This is a genomic window from Bacillus sp. UNC322MFChir4.1, from assembly GCF_000746135.1.
Taxonomy (GTDB): domain Bacteria; phylum Bacillota; class Bacilli; order Bacillales; family Bacillaceae_G; genus Bacillus_A.
The window spans coordinates 83,455-108,736 of record NZ_JQKQ01000016.1; the positions used below are offsets into that span (position 1 = coordinate 83,455).

A 25,282-nucleotide genomic window follows, 5' to 3' on the forward strand; every position below is an offset into this window, starting at 1 on the left:
AAATATTCGCCGTTCATTAAGAAATCTATCTTAAAAATTGTACACTTTCATCAAAATTCAAAATTTTTATCCTATTTTTAAATTTCAGGGTTTACAAATGTTACCTAATTGTATATACTTACTTACGTAAGAAAAAAATTCCAAAGGAGGTCGAATAATATGATGAAATTAACTGTATATGTAGCACTTGTTTCACAATTAAATAGATGTTCGACCACCCATATGGAGAATTGAAAATCGTATTTACTTTGATTTGAATTATTCTGCCACAGGAGGTCGAATGCCTTCCTGTGGCTTTTTCATGCCATGCCGCAGGAACACTCTATCTTCCTGTGGCTTTTTTGTGCGATTTTCACATTCTCACAATTTTTTATATTTGAAAGGAGTAAAAACATATGACATTTCATGTATTCTTTTTAACGATTACGATTCAAAAAGCTCGTTTATCTGAAGTAGAACTTGAACAGAAACAACGTGTTCAACAAATCGTGGACGAAGTAAAAGATCGCCAAATATCGTTTTATAACCATCTGTAATTATGAATATCAAATAGCGATGAAAGGAGATATTTAAAATGATTTTATCTAAGTGGAAAATTATGATTTGGATTGTAGAGGTAGACTCCGCATAACAGAACTATATGAATACAAAGTAAAAAATCGACATAAAAACACTCTTTCTTTTTAAGCAGGCGAGAGCATCTGGCCATGCATAGAAGCGGTCAGAGCCTCTTTCTGCCACAGGCAAAGTTTCAAACAAAAGGAGAAAGCAAGGAGCGGTCATGTTATATTCTGCATTGCACCGACTTAGATGTTGAAGAATGAAAATGGATTTATATATTATAAAAACACTAAAAAGATAGTATAAAATCAGTGAAGACACTTCATTCTCCACTGATGAAAAACTCTTACAAAACGGACTTTTCTTGGATAAATTGAAACTTTAATCAGTGGGGTTTTCTTCATCCCTCACTGATTATCAGCCCTCACCAACCGGGCGCATGCCAGCAGTTTATCTCCCACCTAACTTCTGAACGAGCCGCTAGAGCTGGACAATGCTTTCGCTGAATTTTGAGGTGGAAGTATTACTGCCCACGAATAGCGGGATAAAATTTGACGGGCAAACAAAAACAAGGTTGTTATATAAAAATATAGGCAACCTTGTTCACAATTTTTTTTATTCCTTTTTAAAAATCTAGTGCATTTGCTTTATCTTTTACTGTATTCACTTTCTGAGGTTGATGAGAAAGGTGCTTGCATTCACGAAATGCAAAATGTTTACAGCCCATACATTTGTTCACATTCAAATGTTCTAAAGCGTAGTTAATTGCATCCCCTGTATGCTCAAAGAAGTTCTGCTTCTCAATTTCAGCATACAGTCCATTTCTAACTAAAGTCGTTTTTAGTTCAGGTTGAATTCCTGCAACTAGAAGTATTCCACCTTGTTGTTTAAACGAATGAACAATATTTCTAAAATAAGACTCTCCTGTCGTATCAATAAAAGGAACTTTTCCCATTCGTAAAATTAAAACTTTAGGTTTATAGTGAATAGTTGCTAAAATGCTTTGTTCAAATGTTTGAGCAGCACCAAAGAATAACGGACCTTCTATTGTATAAATACTAATTTGCGGACAATCATGAGTTTTATTCACCACATGTGGTAACAATTTTTCATTTTTTCTTGAATGATCTGGAAGCACTTTAGATATGACTAGCATGTTGCTCATACGTTTTGTAAATAAAATAATAGCTAAAATAAGACCAATTTCTACTGCTGTTGTTAAACTCGTAAATACAGTAAACAAAAATGTTACAACTAATACAAGAGAATCTCCACTCTTCATTTTAACGATGTGCGCAAAATGTTTTTGCTCACTCATGTTCCAAGCTACTACCATTAAAATAGGAGCCATACTTGCAAGTGGGATATGTGAAGCATATGGAGCTAGTAATAAAAGTGTTAATAAAACAAGAATCCCATGAATAATACCTGACATAGGTGAAGTAGCCCCGCTTTTAATATTAGTCGCTGTTCGAGCGATCGCTCCTGTTGCTGGAATACCTCCAAATAATGGCGTGACAATATTAGCAATTCCTTGACCAATCAGTTCTTTGTTGCTGTTATGTTTACTATTTGTCATTCCATCTGCCACGACAGCAGATAAAAGAGATTCAATACCACCGAGCATCGCAATTACAAATGCCGGACCTATCAGCAATTTGATACGTTCTAATGTGATTTCTGGTACATGAAACTGCGGAAGTGTATTGGGTATCGTACCGTACGCTGTACCAATAGTTGGTACATGACCCGAGAAAAATACCGTTGCAATTAAAGTTGAAATGATTATACCTACTAATGAACCAGGTACTTTTGGAAAAAGCTTTGGCGTTGCGAGTATAACAACAAAGCAGATAAAAGCTGTTATAATGCTGTAAAAATTGACGGTATCAATATGAATAAAGATTTCATTCAGATTTGCTATAAATGCCTCATGCTTTTTTATACCTGTTAAACCTAAAAAGCTAGCAATTTGTCCCGTAAAAATAGTAACAGCAATACCTGATGTAAAACCAACTGTTACAGGACGTGGGATAAACTTAATTAAAGATCCTAATTTAAAGATACCCATTAGACATAAAAGAATTCCGGCTAATAAACCTGCCAGTAACAAATTTTCATATCCATAGGCAATTACAATACTTAAAAGAATCGGAACAAAAGCACCTGTTGGTCCTCCAATTTGATACCTTGAACCACCAAATAGCGCAGTAAGAATTCCAGCAATACATGTTGTATAAATCCCATACTCTGGTTTAACTCCAGAAGCTATAGCAAAAGACATAGCAAGTGGAATCGCAACAACTCCGACAATCGTTCCTGAAAGAAGATCCTTTTGAAAGTGCCTCAATGAGTATCCTTCAAATCTTCCTGTAAATAACCCTTTCATTATAAACCCTTCTTTTCTATTATTAATAAATCTTGCTGTTTCTGAAAGATTAACTACCTCTTAATAAATTTAGATTGTAAATACATTTTTCATGCTCTTATTTAAGGAAAGCATAAGCTTAATATTGACTATACGTTTTGCTCAAATGACACTCTAATTCACCAATATCTCCGCTCTCTTGCACATAGATTTTCAACCTTTCTGCTAGAAGTTCCCCCTCTCGGCCATCTAACTTCTCTGTATCTATAAAGGATTTAATCCATACCTTATCTGGCGTACTATCTCTACGAAACTTTTGACCTGGAACCTCACTCCAAAAGCTCTTCCATCCATCCAATAATCCAATTTGATCAAATAAAAAACTTTGAATCCCACATAACCAAGCTGTACAAGCCGTATTTCTCTTTTGACACCCAACTTCATCTTGTAAATGCTGGCATGAAAAACAACAAGAATTCCCACTTTTAATACAAACATCACATACATGATGAGCTCCTACTGATCGAAATACTTCAATTCCATGTTGAATAATAACTTCTTTCTTAACTTCGATACTCAACCCCCTCCTTTACAATGGTTTTATCATCTTCTTCTAACATCGAAATCGTATCAATTAAATGGTTGTTAAAAATCGCTCGTGCAACTTCCAGTAAGTTCATAATCATTGGATCTCGTAGCGAATATAAAACTCGTTTCCCATCTTTTGTACCGACAACAATATTTTTTGCACGTAATACACTTAATTGTTGTGAAACGGCAGAACCTTCCTTATTCAAAATGCTTTGAAGTTCATTTACACTTTTTTCACCCTCTGACAATAATTCAAGAATACGGATCCGTAAAGGATGTGATAAAGCTTTGAAAAAGTCAGCCTTAAACTGTTGCATTTCATTTCCCATTCAAACACCTCCATTACTTACTTATCATTTTAAATAATTTAGCAGTATTCTATACATCTTCAAATATTTGAATATGTATAGAATACTGCTATCGTGAATAATTTTCAATACAAATTTTTGACGACATGTAACGGCTAAAAGTCAAATCAGTAATACATATATTTTAATTATTTGTATTACATTTATACTGAGAACAAAAAAAAGCCAGTTACACTCTGTAACCAGCCTTCTTTCTATTTCTTATTTTTTTTCGATTCAAAAAGCCTTACTAAGTTTGAAATAATTGTTTTCAATACAGCATAGGTTGGTACAGCTAAAATCATTCCAATAATTCCAGCAAAATTTCCAACACCAAGAATTAAGATGATAATGGTTAAAGGGTGAATATTTAGTTTCTCACTCATAATTCGCGGTGATAAAATATTACTTTCAAATTGCTGAACAATCGTTACCACAACAATAACCCATACTGCCTGCATTGGCGATACAAATAGTCCAACAATAACCGCCGGCGCTGCTCCAATAAACGGACCTAAATTTGGAATGATATTCGTAAATGCTGCCACAATCCCTAAAATAAATGCATAAGGCAATCCAATAATTAAATAACCAACAAACGTGAAAGCTCCTACAAATAAACAAACAAGTGCTTGTCCTTGAATGTACGCCGCAAGTGTTTCATTCGTTTCTTTAAATAGACGAAGTCCATTTTCACGGTATGATTCTGGGAAAAAACGAACTGCTGCTCCAGGGAATTTATGACCATCTTTAAACATATAAAACAAAATAAATGGAACTGTGAAAACAACTAATGCAACATTTGTTATAATTCCAAATAAGGCAGTTGCACTCGCTGTAATTGTATTTGGTATTTCTTTCAAATACGAAAGAGCATTCTTTTCTAATGTCGCTAACGAAACATAATCTTGTGTTGTAAGCCATTGAAATAGCTTATGATTCGATAAATCTGCTATGTATTCTTTCCCTACTTTAATATACGTTGGCATGTTCGTTACTAAATCCATCAGCTGATGAGATACAACTGGAACTACAACGCCAACTGCAACAGCTATTAATGTAATAATAAAGACATACAATAACAAAATGGATAAACTTCGCGGCACCTTTTTATTTTCTAAAAAAAGTAGGACAGGATTAAACATAAAATACAAAAATGCAGCAATTAAAATGGGAAAAAATAAAGTGGATATAAAAATACCGATTGGTTGAAATAAAAACGAAATTTTTGTACAGATAAAAATAATCGCTACAACCATCAATACTTCTAATGTCCAAAATTGAACTTTTGATTTCAAAAAAAGAGCCTCCTTTTAAATTTCTTTTATCATTGTAACAAATCGAAGCAAAAATTTATATGTTATTTCCTCGTTCTTTATTCCAAAACATTAATAAATAAACTACAATAAAAACATATAAGGTAAAACTTTTGTCAGTTGTGTTTTTATTTTCTACTGATGATAAATTGAACTAATCGGACTTTACGGGCAGTTATCCCCTACTTATCTCCTTTGTATTTCTCAAAGCCGTAAAATGGGAGATTATTGCCCGCAAATAACAAGATAAAAATTTGTAACTAAAAGGTGATAACTATGCCAATATGCAGTATATGTAGAGATGAAAAACAATGTACAGAACAATATGTAATTCCAGAAGTGTTATGTGGATATTACTATATCAACACAGTGTGTGAAACCTGCCATGAAAACGTAATAGCAAGTATAGATCGTATATTAATTAGCCATAAATTAATACAGTATAAAATAGATCAACTCAAACATCAAGTTGACTCTCCTCTTCTTCTAGACATATATGATGAAGAAAAATATACAAATGGAGAAACGGATATTGATGAGTTCCAATTCTCAAATTCTCTCATAATGAAACTATGTAAAAGAAACGATATATCACTTCATAATGAAATATGGAAAGAAGAACGAGTAACGAAAGTTGCGGGTTCTATTCAACGTGAATTACTTCTGGATAATCGCAAATATAAGATGAGCTTATTGAAAATGGCTTATTTATTCGCTATACATAATATAGATGGTTATATTAGTGATCCCGACGCAGTTGTAATTTCTAATATTTTATCAAACATCGATTTCATTGAATTAAAAGATAGAAATATTGTACGAGATTTAAGCAAAAGTTCATTGTGGAACACATTAAGTACCGACTGTGAAAACCATTATTTCATTTTGTTAAGTGACAAAGATGGATTATTTTGCTTTATTCGTTTCTTTGATGTGTTTGATGTCGTTGTTCATCTGTCTAAAAAAAGATACGACCTTCCGTCACCAATTGTCGGTGTAAATGATGCAAACAACCAAGTATTTTATAAAAAAAGTTTAAAAGAATATATGAATGGATTGTTTAAGCCAACAAACAGAATTAAATCTTAAAACTAATTGATTTGCTTTCAAAAAGAAGAACGTACGCTCTCCTTTTTTACATAAACAAGATTGTGCTATAATAATGAAAAGAACGATACAATCACATTAATAAACTAAATTAGCATATAAATAAAAAAAGACTAGCGTGCGGCAACACACTAGTCCCATATAACTCAGCAGAGTGGATTATTCATTATCCTATTTGTTTCTCATGAATTAAACAACCCACCTTCTATTGGCGTAGAGTGGGTTGTTATTTTTTGAGCTTGTCGATTAATAACACAACAAACGTTAGCAATGCAACGAGAAAAAGACCGCCTTGCAAAAGCAACGAAAGTTCGCTCAATTTATCACCTCCCAACATTAGAGAAGTGATAATAAAACAACCACTCTGACCATGAGTTACTCTTTCATTTTATCATAATTTTCATTTATTTACGATGAAAACCGGCAAGCTTTATATTTGCCGGTTATTTTGTTGTGTTGAGAAATAACAAATGTGACATACTAAGAAAAAAGAAGGTAGCCATATGCGTAAAGGGATAAGAAAAGGTATAAAACATATTAGTATTATCACTTTCATTGTTTTTGCTGGAGGAATAATTTGGTTATATGGTACAAATTCCGGCCATAAACTGCGTGAAATGATAGGAGGGTCTATTCTGTCATCACAGCATCCACAATTTGCAAGATTACTCCTGTCGAAAGAAGAAATTCATCAACTTCAAACTGCTATTTATGCACCGCCAACAAAAAAATCAAAGCTTCCTAATGGTTTATTTCCTCATAAAAAACAACCATTATCTGTAACTGTAGAGCCCATTGAAGATCCGCATTTCACAGCAAAAGTAATGAAAGTAAATGACCCCACTACCATTCATTTAGTAAGTACGAAATATCATGATCAAGGACAACCGTTATCTGATCTCATTGAACAAAATGGAGCTATTGCAGGTATCAATGCAGGAGGCTTTATAGATCCCGGAGGTGTTGGGCGAGGTGGACAAATTATCGGAATCGCACTTTCTGATGGTATGATTCGTTCAGAGCCTGGTTTTAGTGAAGATACACGCAATCTTATTTGTGGATTCACCAAAAAAGGACAATTCATTACAGGTATGTATTCTATAAATGAGTTAAAGCGTATGAACGTAACGCAAGCCGTAGCGTTCGAACCGCAGTTGATTGTAGATGAAAAAAATATGGTGACAGATCAAATTGAAGAGGCGTTTGGCTGGGCACCACGAACAGGCATTGGTCAAGATGCCGAAGGGAATGTCTTCATGATTGTAACAGACGGAAGGTTTTATTGGAACAAAAACCATCGCGGTGCTTCCATGAGAGATATGGTTTCCCTTTTCAAAAAATACAAATGTATAGATGCGTTTGCCTTAGACGGTGGAGGTTCCGCAACGATGATTTATAAAGGAAAGCTACAATTAAAACCAGCAACCGAAACGTCTGTAGGGATGCGCTATCTTCCAAATGCATTTGTTATTATCCCAAAAGAATAGGCAATACGAAAGAATCCTTATAAACCGAGTATTTACGCTTTCGGCTAGTAAGGATTCATGTATAGACAGTATGTTATGAATGATGACTGTTTCTCTCTTGAACCTTATTCATAACGGTATCATAAAACGCTCCCTCATCATCGACATTGATGTGAACTTTTGTTACTGTTTTTTGAAACCCATAAAACATAGTTGCCCGCATTGGCTTTACTAATACGATTTCGAGTTTTGCTGGTTCTTTCATAAACTCGTTTACCGAGGCATCAAAAATTTGTTTTTGTTCAGATTTAGAAGGTAATGCTCCTTTATTATGATGGATGCTTTCGATATCACAAAATGAGACAACAAGCTGTTTCGTCAATCCAACTTGTAAAATAAGCTCTTTATCAGTTACAACATATGGACATAAACGAATTGCTTGTATTTCTGCTAAGAAAAATATTACAGCGTAAATATTTAAGATTAGCAGAATCCATGCTACAACCGGATTCCATTGATGAAGAAAATAATGAAAACCGATTGATTCAATTAAAGTTGCATGTATGAGCATAATATAAAATGCAATAGCACCTGTTTTTTTATGATACGTGAACACTTCTGAACCTGTACGTACTTTTTTACGCCAAGAAAATAACGCGTAGTAAAACAACTTACACTCAGATAAGAATACATTCACACCAACACTTTTGGAAACGGAATGATACACTGCCTTTTCGATTGCATATGAAAAAGATGGATATACGTTCCTATATTTTTTATATGAGCAAAAAATTGCAGGTAGTTTCCTTGCTATTTTGTAAAAAAGATAAAGCTCTAAGCAAAGAAATGCAATCTCCCCAGCCACTAATAAGTATGTGATAAACGGATAAGATTCAAAATACGGATCTGGAATAATAAATCTTGCAGCCACGTAACCTGCTAATATGACAGGAAAGATGTATTTTAGTGAATATCGTTTTCTAATAATAATAATGTAAGTGACGATTGGAATAGTAAGTATAAAATCAAACATAGAACCGAGTGCTACTCTGCTAGGTAAAGGTGACATTATTGGTAATGTATAAACTAGAATATTCGAAAGGACAATCAAACTCGTAATAGCAAGCCAGATTAACCATCGTTTCTGAGTTATAGCTTGATTCATGTAATCATTCCTTTTCAACTGAAAATTTCATTTAAATGTTCTTTATAAAATGTAATAGCTTTTTCAAATCCCTTTACACCTTCTGTCTTTACTACCACATCTAGCAGCAGTTTCATCGCATCTTCATGAGATTGTATATTGTATTTTGCTAATGATAAAAATACTTTCATGGCGTCATCATCTGGATAACGTTTCATTCCTGCTTCCAATGTAGCTATAGCCCTATCATAATCTCCAATACACCGATATGTACTTCCTAAACCGATATAAGCACCTCGCAAACTCTCCCCTTCTAATCCTAATTCAATCGCTTTCTCGTAATATGGCACAGCTTCCGTTTCCATTCCCATAGCGTCGTGTGTGCATGCGCATTGATACAAGATTTCTGGGTTTTGAGTAAAGTTTGTTAAACTTAACAATATCTCTCTTGATTCAGTAAATTTTTTCTCATTACGCAATTGAATTGCTTTTTTTAATAGATTTTCCATCATCTCACCATCATTTCACAACATATATTCTTTCTTAGTTATCAATAATGACTATAAACTTTTTCTTTTTCAGAATGTATCATCGCAAGTTTACAGATAAGACTTTTTGCTGTATTTGCTTTATCAGTACATACGTGAACTTCACTATCTTTAGAAATAATGTAGTGATTCGTTTCAGAGGTATATAGTGCATGAGAAGCATTTGCAACTATGAAATCTGCTTGTGCACCTTCCATTCGGATTTGTGCTCTCATTATTAACTCTTGTTGACTTATACCGCTCTCTAACTTAAATCCAACTAACAAAACACCTGGATCCCATTGTTTAATTTGTGCGAGTACTTTTGGAGCTTTCTTAAAATGAATAACAGGCGGCATATCGCTTGATAACTTTCCTGATTTATCTATTATATTTCCTTCTCGATCGACAATTTTATCAACAACCCAATCCGATCCAGCTGCCGCCATAATTACAATATCTACTTTTTCACTAGTAATAATTTGTTTCATTTTATCTTGTAAATCGATAATTCCTTCAAAAGAATGAGAGGAAAGATTATGAGCCGCTTCAGGTTTTTCTGCAAAGTAACCATGTAAATATATAACAGAAGCACCGGTTTTCAATGCTTCTTCTGCAAGAAGTTTTCCCATTCTTCCAGTCGATAAATTCGTATGCCCACGTACTTCATCCCATTTTTCTAAACAGCCGCCACTTGTTATCAGTACCTTTTTCCCCTTCATGTTCTCCATCCTTTAGTTACATATTTGCTTCGTGTGCTTTTGTGTTAAAAACCATTCCGTTCCAAAATCAACGGCTTCTCGCTGCTTCATTAATTTACATGATGCATTCCCTATATTTCCATATATAACCGATCCAGTTTCATCAAAGGCTTTTCCTAATGGATCAAAATCATCAGAATCATAGTCAAATTCCTCATACTCTTTCCATATACGAACTCCATTTTCGATAATTGGTGCTCCAATTTGGACTTTTTCTCGATATTGCGAACGAACTTCAGATAAATGAAGTGATGTATTTGAATCATGATCTACCCCGATTAATAATATATATCCATCTAAATCATACATTTTCCCCAAAGGTGACTGTTCTCCAAAACTAGGAGCAAGGATGTGTCCATCAATCATTTGCTGTGCATGTTTCCCCCACGCTGCAAAGCTATGTAACGGATGATTACTTCTTTTTGTATTCGGATATGTACGAAAACACTCCACCACTTTCCCCATACTTCGCGTTGGCGTTGTTTCCGGATGAAACGGTGGTACATTGTCACGTATAATTTCCCACCAACTTTCTGGGACAGGTGGCATTTGCCAGTTTTTCGGATCAGATAGATCACTCGTTTGAGTCGGCATCATAATTGTTCCTTCTTCTGTAACTACTTCCATTAAAGCTTCTACTACCGCCAAAGCCCCTCCGCTTATCCAACCAATCGAACTAAGTGAAGAGTGTACAATAACGTTCATTCCTTCTGTAACACCTAACTCTCGTAAATCGCTTACAATTGTATGAATTGTATTTGGCATTTTTGTTTTAGCAATGATATCGTTTATATTCATAACAAATCCCCTATAACCTTTAATAGATTTTCTTTTATCTTCCATTTATATATTATCATATTTTTCTTAATTTTTAATCTAAAAAGAACTACCTTCTATCATAAACAGAAAAAAGATGACCTTATAAGATCATCTTCTCACGCTGTTATTTTCTCCTCTTTTTTCTCCATAACGGCTGCAAAACTATGTAAAATCATCCCTACGACAACAAGACTCATTCCAATCCAAGATAAGATTGATGGAAATGGTGCTGACAATAATATTAATTCGCCAAATAGCGCGAATAATACTTCACCAGATTGCGTTGCTTCAACTGTTGCTAATTTTTGCGGATCATCTTTTACATTAATAGACTCATTAAGCAAACTTGAAAGAACCCGCTATATACAAGTTAAAAAACGACATAAAACCTCCTTTCTTTTCAGGGAGACGATGGCATTTGACCACGTATAGAAATAGTTAGGGCCTGTTTCCGCTAAAACAAAAAGAGAAAGTGAGTGTAGGTCATGTTACATTTTGCATTGCTGCAGCTTATATGTCGGAAAATTAAAATGGATATATACCTAAGTCAACGAAACGTATTTTTTACTTCTTATAAAAATAAAACCATATATTCTTCATCTCGGTACACTTCATCGATTTTCAATGCCCTTTTTTCTACACCATACGATTCAAATCCAATTGAATGATATAATTCTTTGGCTGCAATATTATCCGAAACAACTGATAAGCCAATTTGTTCTACATTTAACTTCTTTGCTTCTTTTACACTTTCATGTATTAGATTACGTGCATACCCTTTCCCTCTACTTTGAGAACTTACATACATTCCAACAATATGCCCTTTATGACGTAGTGCTGCTCGTAATTCTGTTAATAGTGTTACAATCCCTACTAACTTATTATTCTCATCAAAAGCACCAAATGTATAGCTATGTTCCCCTTGTAAATTTTTTATTACTTCCTGAATGGGTTCTTCCTTTTTGATTGCTTCTTCATATGTAGTAACATAAGCTTCTGGATTTTTTTGCAATGCTTCTAAGCGTAAATCCCAATAATTTTCTGCATCCACTCCAGTTAATCTTCTAATCATGAGGCCACATCCTTTCTTACATATATGTTTGTATGATAAACAAACATATAGTTTACATAACTATATTATATATAACTTTTAACTCTGTAATGAAAAAATACGAATTACCTCATCAATTTTATTCATAGTAGCATCATTTAATTGAACATTTTCAGTTCGATATAAGCAATATGCCTTCTGTAGACCAGTATGCAAATTTATTTGTGGCACGTATAAATGATATGCATTTAATTTTTCTATATTCATTGTGTAAGGAACATTACGAAACGGAAAATAGTTTCGTGTTGAAATGCCAGGATTTAATACGGTTTCATCTACTTCTACCGTATGCGCTTCTATTCCTACTATTTGGCTTGCTATATCGATAAGTGTCTTCCATTTTATATCTTCTGGATACGACAAATTATAAGCTTGTCCGTTAGATTGTTCTGAACCTATTACACTTTCCATCACCAAAGCGACATCATCTATGTGCACAAATTGCACTGGCCCCACATGATTTGGAATAGGAATAGGAAGTTTTTTAGTTAAGCGATCGAATATATATGCTTCTCTATATAAATTATTGCCTTCACCATAAATATATGAAGGTCTAAAAATCGTAATTGGGAATCCTTCCTGTTTATATAAGGCGAATAAATAATCCTCTGCTTCCTTTTTATCGAGCCCATATTGTCCCCAATTATAATTTTCTGCTCGCTCAAAGTCTTCAAATAAAGTTTGATTAGTAGGAGCGTAAACTGCTCCTGAACTACACAATACATATCGCTTTAAATTACTTCTATCTACATAATCAAGCAATGTTTTTACATGATTCTTATGATAAGCTGTAATATCAAAAATATAGTCATACTGTTTATCTGAAATGTTTTTCTTTATGTCTAAAGGAACATTTCGATCTCCTATAAAATGTGTACGTACTCCTTGATATGTAATTTCCCGTGTTCCTCTCGTGAAAATATCTACTTCATATCCTTTAGAAATAAAAAACTTTGCTAACGCTTCACTAACAAACTGCGTACCACCCATTACTAATATTTGAACCATCTATATATCCCCCATTTTCTAAAGAATCTATTTACACTATAAGTTTATAACTCTAACCAATAGTTCTCCATAATAACCTCTAAGTTTAACTTTCTCATCATGAACTTCTCTGGCTCTGTAATTTTTTCAAATCCATATTGCTCATATAACGCATGTGCATCTTTCGTAACCAACATAAATCGTGTGCCATGAATCTTTGGATGCTTTACAATCGTCTCTATTAATCTCTTACTTAATCCCCTTCCTCTATAAGCTGGTAAAATAAAGACATCTGCTAACCAAGAGAAGCGAACAAAATCGGTAACAACTCTTGCAAACCCTATTTGTTGATCCTTTTCACTTTCATATACACCATAACAAAGCGATGAATTCTTAATTGCTTCCACAACTAATTCTTTAGGCATCCCTTTCGCCCAATAGGAGTCATTGCAAAGAAAATCATGAATCGTATCGATTTGTAACAAATCTTTATTTGTTGAAATATAATAACTGTTATTTTCCTCTACGTATAAGGCAGCTTCCTTCATTTCAAGTTCCTCCTTATTTCACAAAGATAAAGGTAAATGCAGTTGTTTCGGAATAGCGTGTAAAAACTCTGGTGTATGTTTCAATGTAATAGAATAAGAATGCTGCTTAAAATGTAATGTATTTTCTTTTTTGTTTACGTTTTGGACAAACTCAAGATTTGGAGTTCCAAAGGTAACATTCATTGTTGGCATTAACGCCTTCATATCAATTGGAATCCACGGCCTTCCTTCTTTCACAACAACCACATGTGCAGTTCCTCCAATTACAAAATTAAATGTATCTTGGTCATGTATCGTCCTCATTTGCAATGTGTTTTTTAGCCATTCTCGAAACAGAGGAACAGACGGAACTGAAAATCCAACTTCTCTTACATACATAACTTGCAAAGGACCTCTTCTTTGTAAAACCTCTTCTTTTACATATTCGTGTGAAATAATTTCGAGAATATTTCCATCACCATCTTTGAAATATACGGCTTTACTAATTGTAGAATGATACGTAACCTTTTCGCCTTGCTTATCTTTTAAAATTTGGACACCAGATTGTGTGAGCCACAATGCAATTTCATCAAACAGAGAGTATGGCACTTGAAAAGCAAAATGAGTTGGCGCAATTGGTTCTAATATTTCTTTGAAGCTAATGGTTGTAAAAGGAGTAATTTGAAATTGAATGTACGTTTCCGTTTGTTTTGCAATAGGAAATTGTAGTATATCGGCATATACTTGTTTTGTACCCTCAATGGATAATGTTTGTAATTCTATATCTGAAAAATGTGTAATCATATAGCATCCCTCACAATGTTTATTTACTACTAGTGTATAAAATATACATATTAAAAGAATCCACTTAAAGAGGGATAATCTATGTGCTACTTTTGTAGCATTTGCTTTCCAAATTCTTTATCAAATCTATATATTTTCAATAGGTTGCTCTCCTTTTCTATGTAAAATAAAACGACCACCTCGCTCTATAATATGCTCCCAATTACGCATAACTTGCTCTACCGTTATACATTGGTACGGATTAAACATCGTTTGTCCATCTTTATTAAATACGAGATTATCAGTTAATGAATAGCAAGCATGAACAATTAATCCATCTTGTTCCCAAACGAGCACATCACCTTCCTGAATGATCTTTGTATCTATTTCTTCAAATTTTTTACTACGTAAAATTTGAAGGAATGTGTTTGGCTGCATCCATTCGTTTATGTATTCTGTAGCCTTCTTTTTATCTGTTTCAATCGCAGCCAAAGTAGCAACTAAGCAATTAGGTCCATTTTTATCAATTAATTGATTTATATAAGGCGAAATATTATTCTTCATGAAATCATCAATTAATACAGACTGTTCCTGCACAAACATTTCTGCAACATTTCAAAAAACTCTTCTCTTAACATGCTAAAACGATAACGATCAATAAATCCCCCGTGTCTCAGTCGATTTTTTCTCATTAATCCTTCACATACAAATCCAGCCCGTTCATAACTTTTCATCGCTTTCGTATTATCTGCATCTACTCGTAGCCAAATTTTTTCTAAATTGAACTGTTCAAAGCCAATTTGTAGCATTTCATATAAAGCAGCCACCCCGTAACCTTTTCCCCAGTATCGTTTATCTCCAATCGCAATTCCGAGCTCTGCATTTTTATTTGTTCTATCAAAATTTTTCAAATCTACCCAGCCAATATGTACACCATCTTCAGAACAAATCGCTCTTTGTTCATAACCATTTGTACGATTAACACACATTTCAATCCATTTTCTTGTCTCTTCACGTGTGAAAGGTGGATATTGATCTGGAACAACCAAATGCTTCGTTACTTCTTTATCTAAAGACCATTGATAGCGTTCTTCTATATCATTTAGTGATAATTCTCTTAATTGAACATTCGGTAAATTAAACATGTAATCATTCCTCATTTTTATATGTTTGTACAATTAGTTCTCCTATATTTTGCAGCACTTGTTCTAGTTGATACCACTCTGTATTTTCATCGCTTGCTTGAACAAATCCAATACAAAATAACACTCGATCTTCTAAATATAAATAACCAGCATCATTACAAACTGTTTCAAGCCCACCAGTCATATGTAACCATTCATGTTGATTTGAGAATCGGAAACCGTCTGGGTCTTCTTGTTCTTTTAAAGATTCGAAGATAAACATATTCTCTGTTTCATGCTTATATAAGAATTTCATGAATTGAAATACACTAGCTGGTGTACCGCAATTTTTAGTTATACTCGTATTATCCTTGTTAACGAGTATATCGAGTTTCATATGCTGTAATTCAATATTCATCTCTCTTATATCAATTTTTTCTAAAATAGAATCATATGCTTCTCTCGAATGTTTACGAATAGCCTCTTTAATTGTTATTGGTGCTATATGCTCGTTTTTCTGAAAAGCAATACTACCTACAATCCATTTTGCCAAACTTGCTAGAGGGAACTTTTTATTTTCATTTATACATAGCGTTTCCCTTGTTTTTGTGTCATACAAATACAGACCTACTTCAACAGAAGAAGGAATGAGTTGTTGGATATCCTTTATCAAAAGTTTATTAAGTCCCATTACTTTTCCACCTTCCCAATACAAAACCCCTCAAAAAGTCGACCTCCGTACTTATCTAAAATACCATTCACAAATACAATAACCTTCTCCTTCTCTCCTGTTTTATAAAACTGTTCAAATACAGATACAAACTCTGCTGCAAATCGTTCATCATATCTCTTTAACGTTTTCATGAACCACTTTGATTGTCCTGTCCAACAATTATTCATGCGCAATATAAATTCATGAACAAGATCCGCAAGATGATTTGCGATAAACAATTCATCTTCTCGTTTGGTTGCACCAATATAGTCATCTAATACATCCGTAATAAAATAAAGTTTCTGTTGTATCATTTCTTTTGTCCACGGTTCTGGTCCTTTTTCCAATAGTTGCTGCGCTTCTTTCTTAATAGCTGGTATGATGCCTTTTATATCTTTTAGCACAATTCCTTCTGTAACGAGCTGCGGTAAAGAAGGACGGCCACGTTTGCAATCACTCGCAAAAAAGTCTTTATAAGATGTAAAATTATGTACAAACACTTCAACAGGCCATCCATTTGCTATGAATGATTCACGATACGCTGAAGAAAGCGAACTGTCAAAAATGATAATGTCTAGATCTGAAGTTTTTGTTCCCTCTCCTCTTGCAATACTTCCACCTAAAAGAGCCGCATCACAATTTGGAAATTGAGATGCAAGAACTTTTTTAGCTGCCACAACTGGTTCCATATGTATCTCCCCTATTAGTTTATTATTTATATATTCTTTACTATCTATTATTACTTATGATATATTCGACATTACTTTTGGATTTTCCTATTTTTAAATAAAAATACGGTATGTGAAATTTTAAAACTAATCCTTATTTATTCTTATATAACATTTTAATTTTTCACTATATAAATGTGAGCGTAAACAAGCAGAAAGTACACCAGATACGCAGGAAATTTGTGAACAGCTACAATTAGTGTAGATTCAAAAAGGAAAAATGAAGAAATTAGTTTTGATTAATAGGAAGGCTATCATCATTTCATGTGATGATAGCTTTTTGCATTTAGTAATGAGCTTCTCTATTTTTTTGAAAGACTACACTACGCCCTCCACTTCGTATCGGCTGTGGCATAATAAATAAAGTGAAACTTTAATCAGTGGGGGGTTTCTTCATCCCCCACTGATTATCAGCCCTCACCAATCGGGCTTTTACGGGCAGTTTATCTCCCGCCTAACTTCTTAAGAAAAGCGGAAGCGGCTCGTTCAGAATCGTAGAACGTTGGAGCACAGAGCAGAGAGGCGCTTTTGGCCTCGTCCGAGGGGGCCGAAACGACCGGAGATTCTAGCCGCTAGAGCTGGACTATGCTCTCGCCGAATTTTGAGGTGGAAGTATTACTGCCCGTTAATGCGGGATAAATCACAGCATTAGCTAATAAAATTCCTAATAAACTAAAGCTTCTTAAAGAGTCTATTATTTTAATTCTTTCTTTTTCCACATGAATGAACATACATAGACCAATTTAAATTGTTGTTAACTAAAATAATCCTCTTTTTCCTTTCTGTTTGATTAGGTAAGAGATACCTTCTATATGGTCGCCGATAATTTGTTTTGTTGCTGAAGAAAGTTCTCCTTTTTTAGCGAAATGTTTTTCTGGTCGTATACGATTCATTTTATCTACCTCAACAGAATGGACATTTTGAATGTTTAAACCCGATAGAATTGTTTTTACTTGCGCAATGACGGGGGAAACAAGTACATCAAATCCAATTTCATCAATACATTTTCGGCTAAAAGCATGAGGGATTGCAACTGATGAACCAACCCCTAAATCTTTTCGGTCACATGCCAGGTTAACAGCATATTTACAGGCTGTCACAATATAGACTGGAGCACGTTTCATAAGATATTCTAAATTATTTAATGCTAGGTCTGTACCATTTTGAATCGCGTGGACAAATGGTAGTAGATCTTGCGAAGGAATAATAATATCACCATCAATAAAAAGTAAAATATCACCTTTTGCGAAATATGCCCCTATAGCCCGTCCTGTATCATTTCCAAGTTTTTCATCATAAACAATGACAGTTGCTCCGCTCTTTTTTACAATTTCTTCTGTATGATCCGTCGTTCCATTAACTACTACGATGATTTCTAAGGGTTCTAGTTTTCGTACCTCCTGAATTACGGCTTCAATTGTTCTATCTTCATTATGGGCAGGAATGATAACTGATAATTGTTTTCCTGCATAAATATTAGAGTGCTTTCCCCAACCAGTAATGATTTTCGGCATAGGTTCTAGTTTGTTTGATTTTAAATTCTCAATAATATTTCTTCTTCTATTTTCATCAGAATAATTTAGCCTTGAGGCGTTAGTCTCATGTATCCAATCTGCAATTGTTTCAATATGATTCCCGATAATTCTTTTTTCACTAATGGAAAGAGTTGTAGGGGTATTTTTATGTTGTTTGGGGTGAACTCGATTAATAGTTACTACATCAATTGACATATGACGAGAGATGCGGAATTGATGTTGAATAATCTTTAATTGTGCATAAATCGGATTTTTTAAACTATCAGAATGAATTTTTTTGATGACTTCCTTTGTCATAGCATGAGGCACAGCAACAAGTGAATCTGAATTTAAATTCGGACAATGTAAGAAGTGATTCATAACTTGTTTCCAAATTGTGATTGAGTGAGGAGGGTACACTTTTTTAAAAATATAATCTAAGTTATTTAATACAACATCCGCAGTTCCTTCTACTAAAGGTTCAAGAAATTGATTTAATGTGGAAGAAGAAATAGTAAAATCGGCATCGATGAATAGTAAGATGTCGCCTTTTGCTTCTTTCGCTCCTATAGCTCGGCCAACATTGTGCCCTAATCGTTCTTTATATATAAGGACTTTACAATTATGATTTTTAGCAATCTCTATAGAACGATCTGTACATCCGTTAGCAACAGCAATAATTTCCATAGGATTCAATTGTTGACATGATTCTAAAACACTAGATAATGTTTTTTCCTCATTGTAAACAGGAATAATAATCGAAACAGTTTTTTTGTTCATATTCATGCTCCTTATTAAATTTTAATATTATCCTTCGATATACACAGTTTATGTAATATCAAGATAGATGGTTAGGATTATTTAAATAGGAATAGATATTTAGGCTAAATAATAGTTTTTGAATGAATTAAAGAATCTTTTTAATTTAATATCCGCATATACCGTTCCCCTCTTTTAGCTAATGCATATTGTATTAATTAGAAAGGGGGGAATAGATATGGCGTGTACTACTAACAATCTTTGTTTTGATATATGTCTTAAGATTGTAATTACTCCAGAAAATGGTGTAGTAACAAATGTGAATTGTGGTAATGTATGTGGGACAAGCCCTACCATTGAAATAACGCCTAATGGAGCAATTGTAATTACGTTACCATTAGTCGCATGTTTCTCTATCACATTGAATGATGATCTAAGTGTTTCTACCCTATTAACAAGCCTTTCTTTTCATACTTCTTAAATAGGGCATCTTTATTGAACATGAATTAGATGTATATGTAAGGAAATCAGAGGCTGATTCAAAAGACTAATACAAACAATAAATTCATATCTATGTAAGCGAATTTCACAAATAGTTGCAGCGAATAGACAAAGGTTTGTATAGGGAGAGATTCGGATAAAATCAAAGTATATTCCCAGTTTATTATTTTTGAACAGCCTCTATTAATTTGACACTTGTATAATCTATGAAGAATACAAAAAAATAAAATATTATTTGAGAAAGGAAGACGGGAATAAAAATGAATGATCGAAGTATCATCACAATTATTGGGTTAGGTTATGTAGGGCTTCCTTTAGCAATCCATTTTGCAAAACGAGGATATATGATAACCGGACTTGATAAAGATAAAAAAAAAATTGAAATGCTCAAAAAAGGGGAGAGTTATATTTCAGATGTTTCTTCAATAGAATTGCAACAATTATTAGAAAATAAAAAACTAATTGTACGTACTCCTAGTGAAGGGATAAAAAATTTTCAAAATAGTAATTATGTGATTGTAACCGTTCCAACTCCTCTTGATTCAAAAAATGAACCTGATTTAAGTGCGCTTTTATCTGTATCACACTATATTAAGCAAAATCTTCAAAAAGGACAAACCTTCATTTTTGAAAGTTCCACCTATCCAGGTACATTAGAAGAAGCGATAATTCCAATCATTGCTGAAACAGGTAATAAGGTTGGAAAAGACTTCTACATTGGATACTCTCCTGAACGAATTGATCCATCCAATCAACAATACACAATACAATCTATTCCAAAAGTCATTAGTGGTCAAACGGAGATGTGTAAGCAAAAAGTACAACAATTATATAGCTCCGTCTTTAATACAATTGTCCCTGTTAGTTCACCAAAGGTTGCTGAGATGTGTAAGCTTTTTGAAAATATTCAGCGTTTAGTTAATATTTCTTTAGTAAATGAATTAAATATATTATGCAAAAAAACAAACATTGATTTTCATGAAGTGTTAGAAGCAGCAGCAACGAAACCATTTGGGTATACCCCATATTGGCCGGGGCCAGGAATCGGTGGACATTGTATCCCTGTCGATCCAATTTATTTTCAATGGAAAATGAAACAATATGGTTTAAAAAGTCAATTAATTGAAGCAGCTCATTTAATTAATGAAGAGATGCCAATAGAAGTTGTAAAGCAAGTAAAAGGAGCAACCAAACCTTCAGGAAATATTTTAGTTGTTGGAATTGCTTATAAGAAGGATGTAAATGATTCGAGGGAATCTCCTGCTCTTAAAATTATGCAGCTTTTAGTGGAAGAAGGGTTTAGCATCCAATATCACGACCCGTATATTTCTAATGTGAAAATCGGGAACAGAATTTATCATTCGATTCCTTTGGAAGAGATAACAGTAAAACAAGCGGATTCTGTATTAATTTTAACCGATCATTCCACTATTGATTGGGAAATTCTAAAATCAACAAATCATATTATAGATACACGTGGAATTATGAAGAAAGCAAGTGTATAAGCAAATACTGTTTGAGAGGATTGAATCTACGAAACTACGTAGCATATGAACAAAATGATGGTAATGTCATTAGAGGAAAATATGTGGAAAAACCCGGGGAATATTATTTATATGAATCAATTTCATAATTCATTCTTTTTTCTGGTTAGAGTGGCAGGATTTTAGAAGTATATTTTTTTGAAAATGCTAAGCGACTTGCTTCATTTCTTTCATTTTCTGATTGATGCGATCTACCGCTAACTTCGAGGTATTATAAACAAGCGTCACAGGGTCGAAATGTACTTTTGCTCGTTTTCCAGATCGATATCGGACATTTTTTAACTGAAAGAATTCTTTTAAGTATGCGTTCACTCGTTCGACAGCACTTCTTTGATTGTAAAGCTTTTTCCATGCTTCTGATCCACGACCTGGAGCGCTATATTTCCGAATATCTGTCTCCATTTTGATTTTAAATAATTTTTGGCAAAGAGAATCTGTCGCTAATGGGCAAGTTTTACACTCATCTGGTTGTGTATATTTCAAGTTTTGATATTTCTCATCAAAACTGTCATAGTGATACGAATGTTTACGTACACAAGTAGGAGCGAAATATTCATCAAAACCAAGAAACTCTTCTTCATTGCGCTTATTATAGGCAATGATCATTTTCGCTTTCATACGATGAAGTTGTGTATAAATCGCTTTGTAATCATAACCCGCATCTAACACGCCATACCGAATTGTCAACGAAGAAAGCCGTTCTTGTATACCTTTTAGTAAAGGAATCGCGACTTTTCCTCATGTAAACTTGCGGAAGACATGAGAGATTGCAGAATATATTGGCTCTTAGAACCAACCGCCAAGTGGGCTTTGAAGCCAAACCAAAGGTGCTTTTCCTTTCACTCTTTTTCTTGATGCCCCAATTTGGATGCATAGGAATTTCTGTTCGTAAGGCTTCTAGACAGATATCTAGTTGATCTTCTATTGTTTTTTCGTAGATGTTTTTTTAATTTTTTCGTTCTTGTTTTTCTTGTTGAACGGCTTCTTGTTCAGCCTTCCGTTTACGACCACGTTTTTTTGGTTCTGGTTTTGGTTTCTTTTCTTGTGAAGTCGCCTGATCTCGAGATTCAAAATGTGTCGCATCAATAGAAACAACATCATCTGTAATAAACTCTTCTTGAATCGCTTGAAGAAGTATAGTTTCTTGAACGATTTCTAGTACATTGGATTCACTTAATTTCTGAGTGAACCGTGAAAAAGAAGCTTCGGAAGGGATGCGATCAGAAAATAAAAAACCGCACTCCAGATGAAACATAAAATCATGGCGTAACCGTTTCACAAGATCTTTAATTGTTGGAATTCGTTCCACAATACGAGCAACGAGGGCATAGATCATCGCTGTGTAATTTAATTCTGTTGGCGCACCATAGATTGATCGTTTCGAAACAGCGGCTAGGACAGGTTCAATTGTCAATGTCGAAAAAATTGCTTCGAATCGTCTCGTTGGTTCTAAATCATATAAATCTTTGATGTCAAATAGGCTTTCTTGTCGTATAATAGGCACAGGGAGTCAACCTCTTTTCTTGTTTTGGTTTGTGTCGTAACTACCATTATACAAGAATTTGGGGAGGTACTCCTTTTTTATGTTCTCAAAACCCTTGGTACATCAGGACCGAGAATTATGAAATTGATTCATTTATTAAACTTAAACTTCTTAATAATGTTGGTTGGGAAACATTATTGTGTCCCAGTGTTACACCAACCACTTCACTTATTTTTGGTGACCATCTTGAGGGATTTTCGCATTTATTTCAAGTTCAAAAAGAATAAATCAGACAAATTTGGAAAGGTGGATATTGTTGCTAAGTCAATATAAAAAAATAAAAATTTCATATGATGAATTAGATAAAATCTCACTGAATAGAATAGAGCCCTTTATATTGCATATCGAATGGAATAATGTGTGTTATGAATTTTTAATTCGTATTAAACAAAAGTCACCAAATGTCATTATATTAGGATCGGGGGCAAGTGAAAATCAGCATCCACCTATCTTTCAGAGGTACACATGGATGGAAGAATTCGATGATTCTTTAATTTTTTATAATGATCCTACTCTTTATTTAGGTAATATTAATTTAGGCTGGGGACAAGGAACTATTGAGCGATTCTACTTGAAAGAAATAGCCATCATTTTAGAGAAATTAATACAAAAGCTGAATGTAGCAAATGAAAATATACTGTTTTACGGAAGCTCCGGAGGGGGCTTCATGTCTTTAATATTAGCAGGGTATATAAGAGAGTCCTGTGCATTAGTAAATAATCCTCAAACCATCTTAACAAACTGGTATATAGATCCCCTCAAACAGGTATTTAATATTTCTTATCCCAATCTGTCTTTGGAGGAGATTAACCACTTATTTGCCGAAAGAATAAATGTTATAGCATTTTATAACCAAATAAAATATGTACCACGCATTTATTATTTACAAAATATAGCCGCAGAATTTGATATGAAGAATCATCTAGAGCCCTTTGTTGAGGGGTTACAACAAATAGATAAAAATTGCCATGTAAACCCAGTAAAGATAGATTTGTATTTTGATAAACATTCGGGTCATATTCCATTAGAGAAAAATAAAATTCTCCGTTATATAAATTTAATAAAACAATAATAGTAACTACAATTTGTATAATATTTTATTTGTTATTTTGAAAAGAAGTATAATCTAAACTCATTTAAAGAAGGAAATTTAGACAAGCAGGAGAATGAAAACCTCTCTTTCTTTTTCAAGAATAATAAAAAATACTATCTCCAAATTGGGAAGGTACTGAAAAAGTGATTGCTTTGAAAAAATAACACGCATTTTATCAATATGCTGAAAATAGAAAGGGATCCATCACCTGTATATGGTAGGTGATGGACTCCTTTTTCTTATGAAGTGGACTTTTTCAGTGGTCTCCAAATTGGAGGTAGTATTTTTTAAAACATTTTTATAGAAGTGTGGAATTACGTAATTTTTTATATCAACTTTGTTTCTTATTTGTTTACTTCCCTTCTCTCCCTTCCGTGAATCAGGTAAAGCTTTTAAGGCTTCATCAAACTTCCGTCTGGCATGCCCCACATCCCACAAGAGTGACATCCGGTACTTGATGATAACCACTTATATCCATCTACTTGTAAATACCCTTGAAAACCAGTTAAAAAACGCTTCGGATGTTCCCCTGCTCTTGCGGGCTGATAGTCATAGAGAACAGTAGGGATATCCTCTCATCCCGTACGGTATAACCACAGATAAGACTTGGAAGGTTGTTTCATCCGCATGAAGGATGGTTCGAGTAAGTAGATATTCATGCATCCTTTCATTACATTGTACATAGACCATAAACCGAACATGAATATAATTACATGTATCTCGATCAAATCCCTTGTTGAGAAATAAATTAATCCCTTACCAATAAAAGGGGAATAATTATACAATGAACTTGTACGTATTCTATTATAGGAGTGATAAATTCGAAACGTGTTATGGGTGATTAACTGGCACAATGTTGTTTGGTGTATCAAATACGGCGGCTTATGCAGATTCTTCTTCACAGCCATATAAAGTTGTAACACCGGGTGAATTGAATGAAAATCCTACAACAATTGGATTTGATAACAAAGCCGAATTTGAAACATACTTAAAGACACATCCAATTTTCTGAATGTTACAAAATCCCTACAATCTTCATCACAGATTTATTCTACTTTTTATTATGACATAGATTTAAAGGGAGCGCATCTTACTGTGAACTCAAGTAGAAACCCTGTTATTTTAGCTAACTTTGGTGGTTCAAATAACGATGCAGTTTCATCTATCCTTACACATCCATTTGGAGACTATACAACAATTTATGAACATAGTAATGCAAAAGGACGTGCGCTTGCTATTGTAAACAATGGGAAATATATTAATTTAACAACAGTTAGTATGGGAGATGGCGCAAAAACATGGAATGATCAAGCTTCCTCTGCTATTGTGAAGGCAAATTAATACTAAGC

Annotated in this window: 26 protein-coding genes and 3 pseudogenes; 8 read left to right on the forward strand and 21 right to left on the reverse strand. The window is 33.8% G+C overall.

Annotated elements, in window-relative coordinates:
• The first annotated feature begins 395 nt into the window (after positions 1 to 395).
• Entirely contained in the window at positions 396 to 536 is a 141-nt protein-coding gene (locus BR72_RS09270; RefSeq protein WP_035432261.1) for a YrzI family small protein, read from the forward strand.
• Between the two features lie 650 nt (positions 537 to 1,186).
• Here BR72_RS09270 and BR72_RS09275 read toward each other — a convergent pair.
• The 4 genes from BR72_RS09275 to BR72_RS09290 form a co-directional block, all read right to left on the reverse strand.
• Positions 1,187 to 2,950, reverse strand: coding sequence for a SulP family inorganic anion transporter (locus tag BR72_RS09275; RefSeq protein ID WP_035432263.1), 1,764 nt, complete (start codon positions 2,948 to 2,950; stop codon positions 1,187 to 1,189).
• Between the two features lie 118 nt (positions 2,951 to 3,068).
• On the reverse strand, positions 3,069 to 3,509 hold the full coding sequence (locus BR72_RS09280) for a hypothetical protein (RefSeq protein ID WP_035432264.1): 441 nt from the start codon (positions 3,507 to 3,509) through the stop codon (positions 3,069 to 3,071).
• The gene (locus tag BR72_RS09285; protein ID WP_020061802.1) at positions 3,493 to 3,849 is read right to left on the reverse strand and encodes an ArsR/SmtB family transcription factor; all 357 of its coding nucleotides are present in this window, start codon (positions 3,847 to 3,849) and stop codon (positions 3,493 to 3,495) included. The genes BR72_RS09280 and BR72_RS09285 overlap by 17 nt, the downstream gene beginning before the upstream one ends.
• A gap of 233 nt (positions 3,850 to 4,082) precedes the next feature.
• Positions 4,083 to 5,165: an AI-2E family transporter gene (locus tag BR72_RS09290; protein ID WP_035432266.1), complete on the reverse strand. Its 1,083-nt coding sequence runs from the start codon at positions 5,163 to 5,165 to the stop codon at positions 4,083 to 4,085.
• Positions 5,166 to 5,459: 294 nt separating this feature from the next.
• Here BR72_RS09290 and BR72_RS09295 point away from each other — a divergent pair, with 294 nt between their 5' ends.
• Entirely contained in the window at positions 5,460 to 6,272 is an 813-nt protein-coding gene (locus tag BR72_RS09295; RefSeq protein ID WP_035432268.1) for an HNH endonuclease, read from the forward strand.
• A gap of 244 nt (positions 6,273 to 6,516) precedes the next feature.
• On the opposite strand, the gene BR72_RS27040 is transcribed toward BR72_RS09295, so the two are convergent.
• Complete coding sequence (locus BR72_RS27040) at positions 6,517 to 6,609, reverse strand: putative holin-like toxin (protein WP_090996886.1); 93 nt, start codon at positions 6,607 to 6,609, stop codon at positions 6,517 to 6,519.
• Positions 6,610 to 6,793: 184 nt separating this feature from the next.
• Between BR72_RS27040 and BR72_RS09300 the strand changes: the two genes are divergently transcribed.
• A complete protein-coding gene (locus tag BR72_RS09300) occupies positions 6,794 to 7,777 on the forward strand; it encodes a phosphodiester glycosidase family protein (RefSeq protein WP_035432270.1) in 984 nt (327 codons plus the stop codon).
• A 73-nt stretch (positions 7,778 to 7,850) separates the two neighbouring features.
• Here BR72_RS09300 and BR72_RS09305 read toward each other — a convergent pair whose 3' ends face one another.
• The 14 genes and pseudogenes from BR72_RS09305 to BR72_RS09370 all read right to left on the reverse strand — a co-directional run bounded on the left by BR72_RS09305 (position 7,851) and on the right by BR72_RS09370 (position 19,273).
• A complete protein-coding gene (locus tag BR72_RS09305) occupies positions 7,851 to 8,921 on the reverse strand; it encodes a hypothetical protein (protein WP_035432272.1) in 1,071 nt (356 codons plus the stop codon).
• Positions 8,922 to 8,935: 14 nt separating this feature from the next.
• On the reverse strand, positions 8,936 to 9,409 hold the full coding sequence (locus BR72_RS09310) for a tetratricopeptide repeat protein (protein WP_035432274.1): 474 nt from the start codon (positions 9,407 to 9,409) through the stop codon (positions 8,936 to 8,938).
• Positions 9,410 to 9,450: 41 nt separating this feature from the next.
• A complete protein-coding gene (locus tag BR72_RS09315) occupies positions 9,451 to 10,158 on the reverse strand; it encodes a phosphopantothenoylcysteine decarboxylase domain-containing protein (RefSeq protein WP_081904841.1) in 708 nt (235 codons plus the stop codon).
• 3 nt (positions 10,159 to 10,161) lie between these two features.
• Positions 10,162 to 10,986 carry an AAC(3) family N-acetyltransferase gene (locus BR72_RS09320; protein ID WP_035432278.1) on the reverse strand — a complete coding sequence of 275 codons (825 nt, stop codon included), beginning with the start codon at positions 10,984 to 10,986 and terminating at the stop codon, positions 10,162 to 10,164.
• Between the two features lie 137 nt (positions 10,987 to 11,123).
• Positions 11,124 to 11,330: pseudogene (locus tag BR72_RS09325) on the reverse strand (multidrug resistance efflux transporter family protein); the annotation flags it as partial.
• A 248-nt stretch (positions 11,331 to 11,578) separates the two neighbouring features.
• Positions 11,579 to 12,079 carry a GNAT family N-acetyltransferase gene (locus BR72_RS09330; protein WP_035432282.1) on the reverse strand — a complete coding sequence of 167 codons (501 nt, stop codon included), beginning with the start codon at positions 12,077 to 12,079 and terminating at the stop codon, positions 11,579 to 11,581.
• Between the two features lie 78 nt (positions 12,080 to 12,157).
• Positions 12,158 to 13,126 (reverse strand): NAD-dependent epimerase/dehydratase family protein, encoded by a 969-nt coding sequence (locus BR72_RS09335; RefSeq protein ID WP_035432285.1) that lies wholly within the window; start codon positions 13,124 to 13,126, stop codon positions 12,158 to 12,160.
• A 44-nt stretch (positions 13,127 to 13,170) separates the two neighbouring features.
• Positions 13,171 to 13,653, reverse strand: coding sequence for a GNAT family N-acetyltransferase (locus BR72_RS09340; protein ID WP_035432287.1), 483 nt, complete (start codon positions 13,651 to 13,653; stop codon positions 13,171 to 13,173).
• Positions 13,654 to 13,671: 18 nt separating this feature from the next.
• On the reverse strand, positions 13,672 to 14,436 hold the full coding sequence (locus tag BR72_RS09345; protein ID WP_035432289.1) for a VOC family protein: 765 nt from the start codon (positions 14,434 to 14,436) through the stop codon (positions 13,672 to 13,674).
• A gap of 126 nt (positions 14,437 to 14,562) precedes the next feature.
• A complete protein-coding gene (locus BR72_RS09350) occupies positions 14,563 to 15,012 on the reverse strand; it encodes a hypothetical protein (RefSeq protein WP_156107928.1) in 450 nt (149 codons plus the stop codon).
• Entirely contained in the window at positions 14,991 to 15,560 is a 570-nt protein-coding gene (locus BR72_RS09355) for a GNAT family N-acetyltransferase (RefSeq protein ID WP_035432397.1), read from the reverse strand. The genes BR72_RS09350 and BR72_RS09355 overlap by 22 nt, the downstream gene beginning before the upstream one ends.
• Positions 15,561 to 15,564: 4 nt before the next feature.
• On the reverse strand, positions 15,565 to 16,230 hold the full coding sequence (locus BR72_RS09360) for a serine hydrolase (protein ID WP_035432291.1): 666 nt from the start codon (positions 16,228 to 16,230) through the stop codon (positions 15,565 to 15,567).
• Complete coding sequence (locus tag BR72_RS09365) at positions 16,230 to 16,940, reverse strand: nucleotidyltransferase domain-containing protein (protein WP_035432293.1); 711 nt, start codon at positions 16,938 to 16,940, stop codon at positions 16,230 to 16,232. Before BR72_RS09365 ends, BR72_RS09360 begins: the two co-directional genes overlap by 1 nt.
• 797 nt (positions 16,941 to 17,737) lie before the next feature.
• Positions 17,738 to 19,273, reverse strand: a complete 1,536-nt coding sequence (locus tag BR72_RS09370) for a glycosyltransferase family 2 protein (RefSeq protein ID WP_035432295.1) — start codon at positions 19,271 to 19,273, stop codon at positions 17,738 to 17,740.
• A gap of 217 nt (positions 19,274 to 19,490) precedes the next feature.
• On the opposite strand from BR72_RS09370, the gene BR72_RS09375 reads away from it, so the two are divergent.
• Both BR72_RS09375 and BR72_RS09380 read left to right on the forward strand, forming a co-directional pair.
• Entirely contained in the window at positions 19,491 to 19,733 is a 243-nt protein-coding gene (locus tag BR72_RS09375) for a hypothetical protein (protein ID WP_035432297.1), read from the forward strand.
• A 280-nt stretch (positions 19,734 to 20,013) separates the two neighbouring features.
• Positions 20,014 to 21,258 (forward strand): nucleotide sugar dehydrogenase, encoded by a 1,245-nt coding sequence (locus tag BR72_RS09380; RefSeq protein ID WP_035432301.1) that lies wholly within the window; start codon positions 20,014 to 20,016, stop codon positions 21,256 to 21,258.
• Between the two features lie 186 nt (positions 21,259 to 21,444).
• On the opposite strand, the pseudogene BR72_RS09385 reads toward BR72_RS09380, so the two are convergent.
• Positions 21,445 to 22,801: pseudogene (locus BR72_RS09385) on the reverse strand (transposase).
• Between the two features lie 295 nt (positions 22,802 to 23,096).
• Here BR72_RS09385 and BR72_RS09390 point away from each other — a divergent pair.
• Positions 23,097 to 23,912, forward strand: coding sequence for a hypothetical protein (locus BR72_RS09390; RefSeq protein ID WP_035432303.1), 816 nt, complete (start codon positions 23,097 to 23,099; stop codon positions 23,910 to 23,912).
• 387 nt (positions 23,913 to 24,299) lie between these two features.
• Here the strand turns inward: BR72_RS09390 and BR72_RS27635 are convergent.
• Positions 24,300 to 24,599, reverse strand: a pseudogene (locus BR72_RS27635) (IS66 family transposase); the annotation flags it as partial.
• Between the two features lie 187 nt (positions 24,600 to 24,786).
• Here BR72_RS27635 and BR72_RS27050 point away from each other — a divergent pair.
• On the forward strand, positions 24,787 to 24,945 hold the full coding sequence (locus BR72_RS27050) for a hypothetical protein (protein ID WP_231559697.1): 159 nt from the start codon (positions 24,787 to 24,789) through the stop codon (positions 24,943 to 24,945).
• Between the two features lie 83 nt (positions 24,946 to 25,028).
• On the forward strand, positions 25,029 to 25,274 hold the full coding sequence (locus BR72_RS27055; RefSeq protein WP_231559698.1) for a hypothetical protein: 246 nt from the start codon (positions 25,029 to 25,031) through the stop codon (positions 25,272 to 25,274).
• Positions 25,275 to 25,282: the final 8 nt, after the last annotated feature.

Bases quoted from the DNA above. Each gene is read 5' to 3' on its own strand.
- BR72_RS09295 (WP_035432268.1), top strand. From the start codon at position 5,460: ATGCCAATATGCAGTATATGTAGAGATGAAAAACAATGTACAGAACAA.
- BR72_RS09365 (WP_035432293.1), bottom strand. From the start codon at position 16,940: ATGGAACCAGTTGTGGCAGCTAAAAAAGTTCTTGCATCTCAATTTCCA.
- BR72_RS09340 (WP_035432287.1), bottom strand. From the start codon at position 13,653: ATGAAGGAAGCTGCCTTATACGTAGAGGAAAATAACAGTTATTATATT.
- BR72_RS09305 (WP_035432272.1), bottom strand. From the start codon at position 8,921: ATGAATCAAGCTATAACTCAGAAACGATGGTTAATCTGGCTTGCTATT.
- BR72_RS09285 (WP_020061802.1), bottom strand. From the start codon at position 3,849: ATGGGAAATGAAATGCAACAGTTTAAGGCTGACTTTTTCAAAGCTTTA.
- BR72_RS27050 (WP_231559697.1), top strand. From the start codon at position 24,787: ATGTTGTTTGGTGTATCAAATACGGCGGCTTATGCAGATTCTTCTTCA.
- BR72_RS09345 (WP_035432289.1), bottom strand. From the start codon at position 14,436: ATGATTACACATTTTTCAGATATAGAATTACAAACATTATCCATTGAG.
- BR72_RS09300 (WP_035432270.1), top strand. From the start codon at position 6,794: ATGCGTAAAGGGATAAGAAAAGGTATAAAACATATTAGTATTATCACT.
- BR72_RS09330 (WP_035432282.1), bottom strand. From the start codon at position 12,079: ATGATTAGAAGATTAACTGGAGTGGATGCAGAAAATTATTGGGATTTA.
- BR72_RS09355 (WP_035432397.1), bottom strand. From the start codon at position 15,560: ATGTTTAATTTACCGAATGTTCAATTAAGAGAATTATCACTAAATGAT.
- BR72_RS09370 (WP_035432295.1), bottom strand. From the start codon at position 19,273: ATGAACAAAAAAACTGTTTCGATTATTATTCCTGTTTACAATGAGGAA.
- BR72_RS09310 (WP_035432274.1), bottom strand. From the start codon at position 9,409: ATGGAAAATCTATTAAAAAAAGCAATTCAATTGCGTAATGAGAAAAAA.
- BR72_RS09275 (WP_035432263.1), bottom strand. From the start codon at position 2,950: ATGAAAGGGTTATTTACAGGAAGATTTGAAGGATACTCATTGAGGCAC.
- BR72_RS09375 (WP_035432297.1), top strand. From the start codon at position 19,491: ATGGCGTGTACTACTAACAATCTTTGTTTTGATATATGTCTTAAGATT.
- BR72_RS09380 (WP_035432301.1), top strand. From the start codon at position 20,014: ATGAATGATCGAAGTATCATCACAATTATTGGGTTAGGTTATGTAGGG.
- BR72_RS09335 (WP_035432285.1), bottom strand. From the start codon at position 13,126: ATGGTTCAAATATTAGTAATGGGTGGTACGCAGTTTGTTAGTGAAGCG.
- BR72_RS09320 (WP_035432278.1), bottom strand. From the start codon at position 10,986: ATGAATATAAACGATATCATTGCTAAAACAAAAATGCCAAATACAATT.
- BR72_RS09270 (WP_035432261.1), top strand. From the start codon at position 396: ATGACATTTCATGTATTCTTTTTAACGATTACGATTCAAAAAGCTCGT.
- BR72_RS09315 (WP_081904841.1), bottom strand. From the start codon at position 10,158: ATGGAGAACATGAAGGGGAAAAAGGTACTGATAACAAGTGGCGGCTGT.
- BR72_RS09360 (WP_035432291.1), bottom strand. From the start codon at position 16,230: ATGGGACTTAATAAACTTTTGATAAAGGATATCCAACAACTCATTCCT.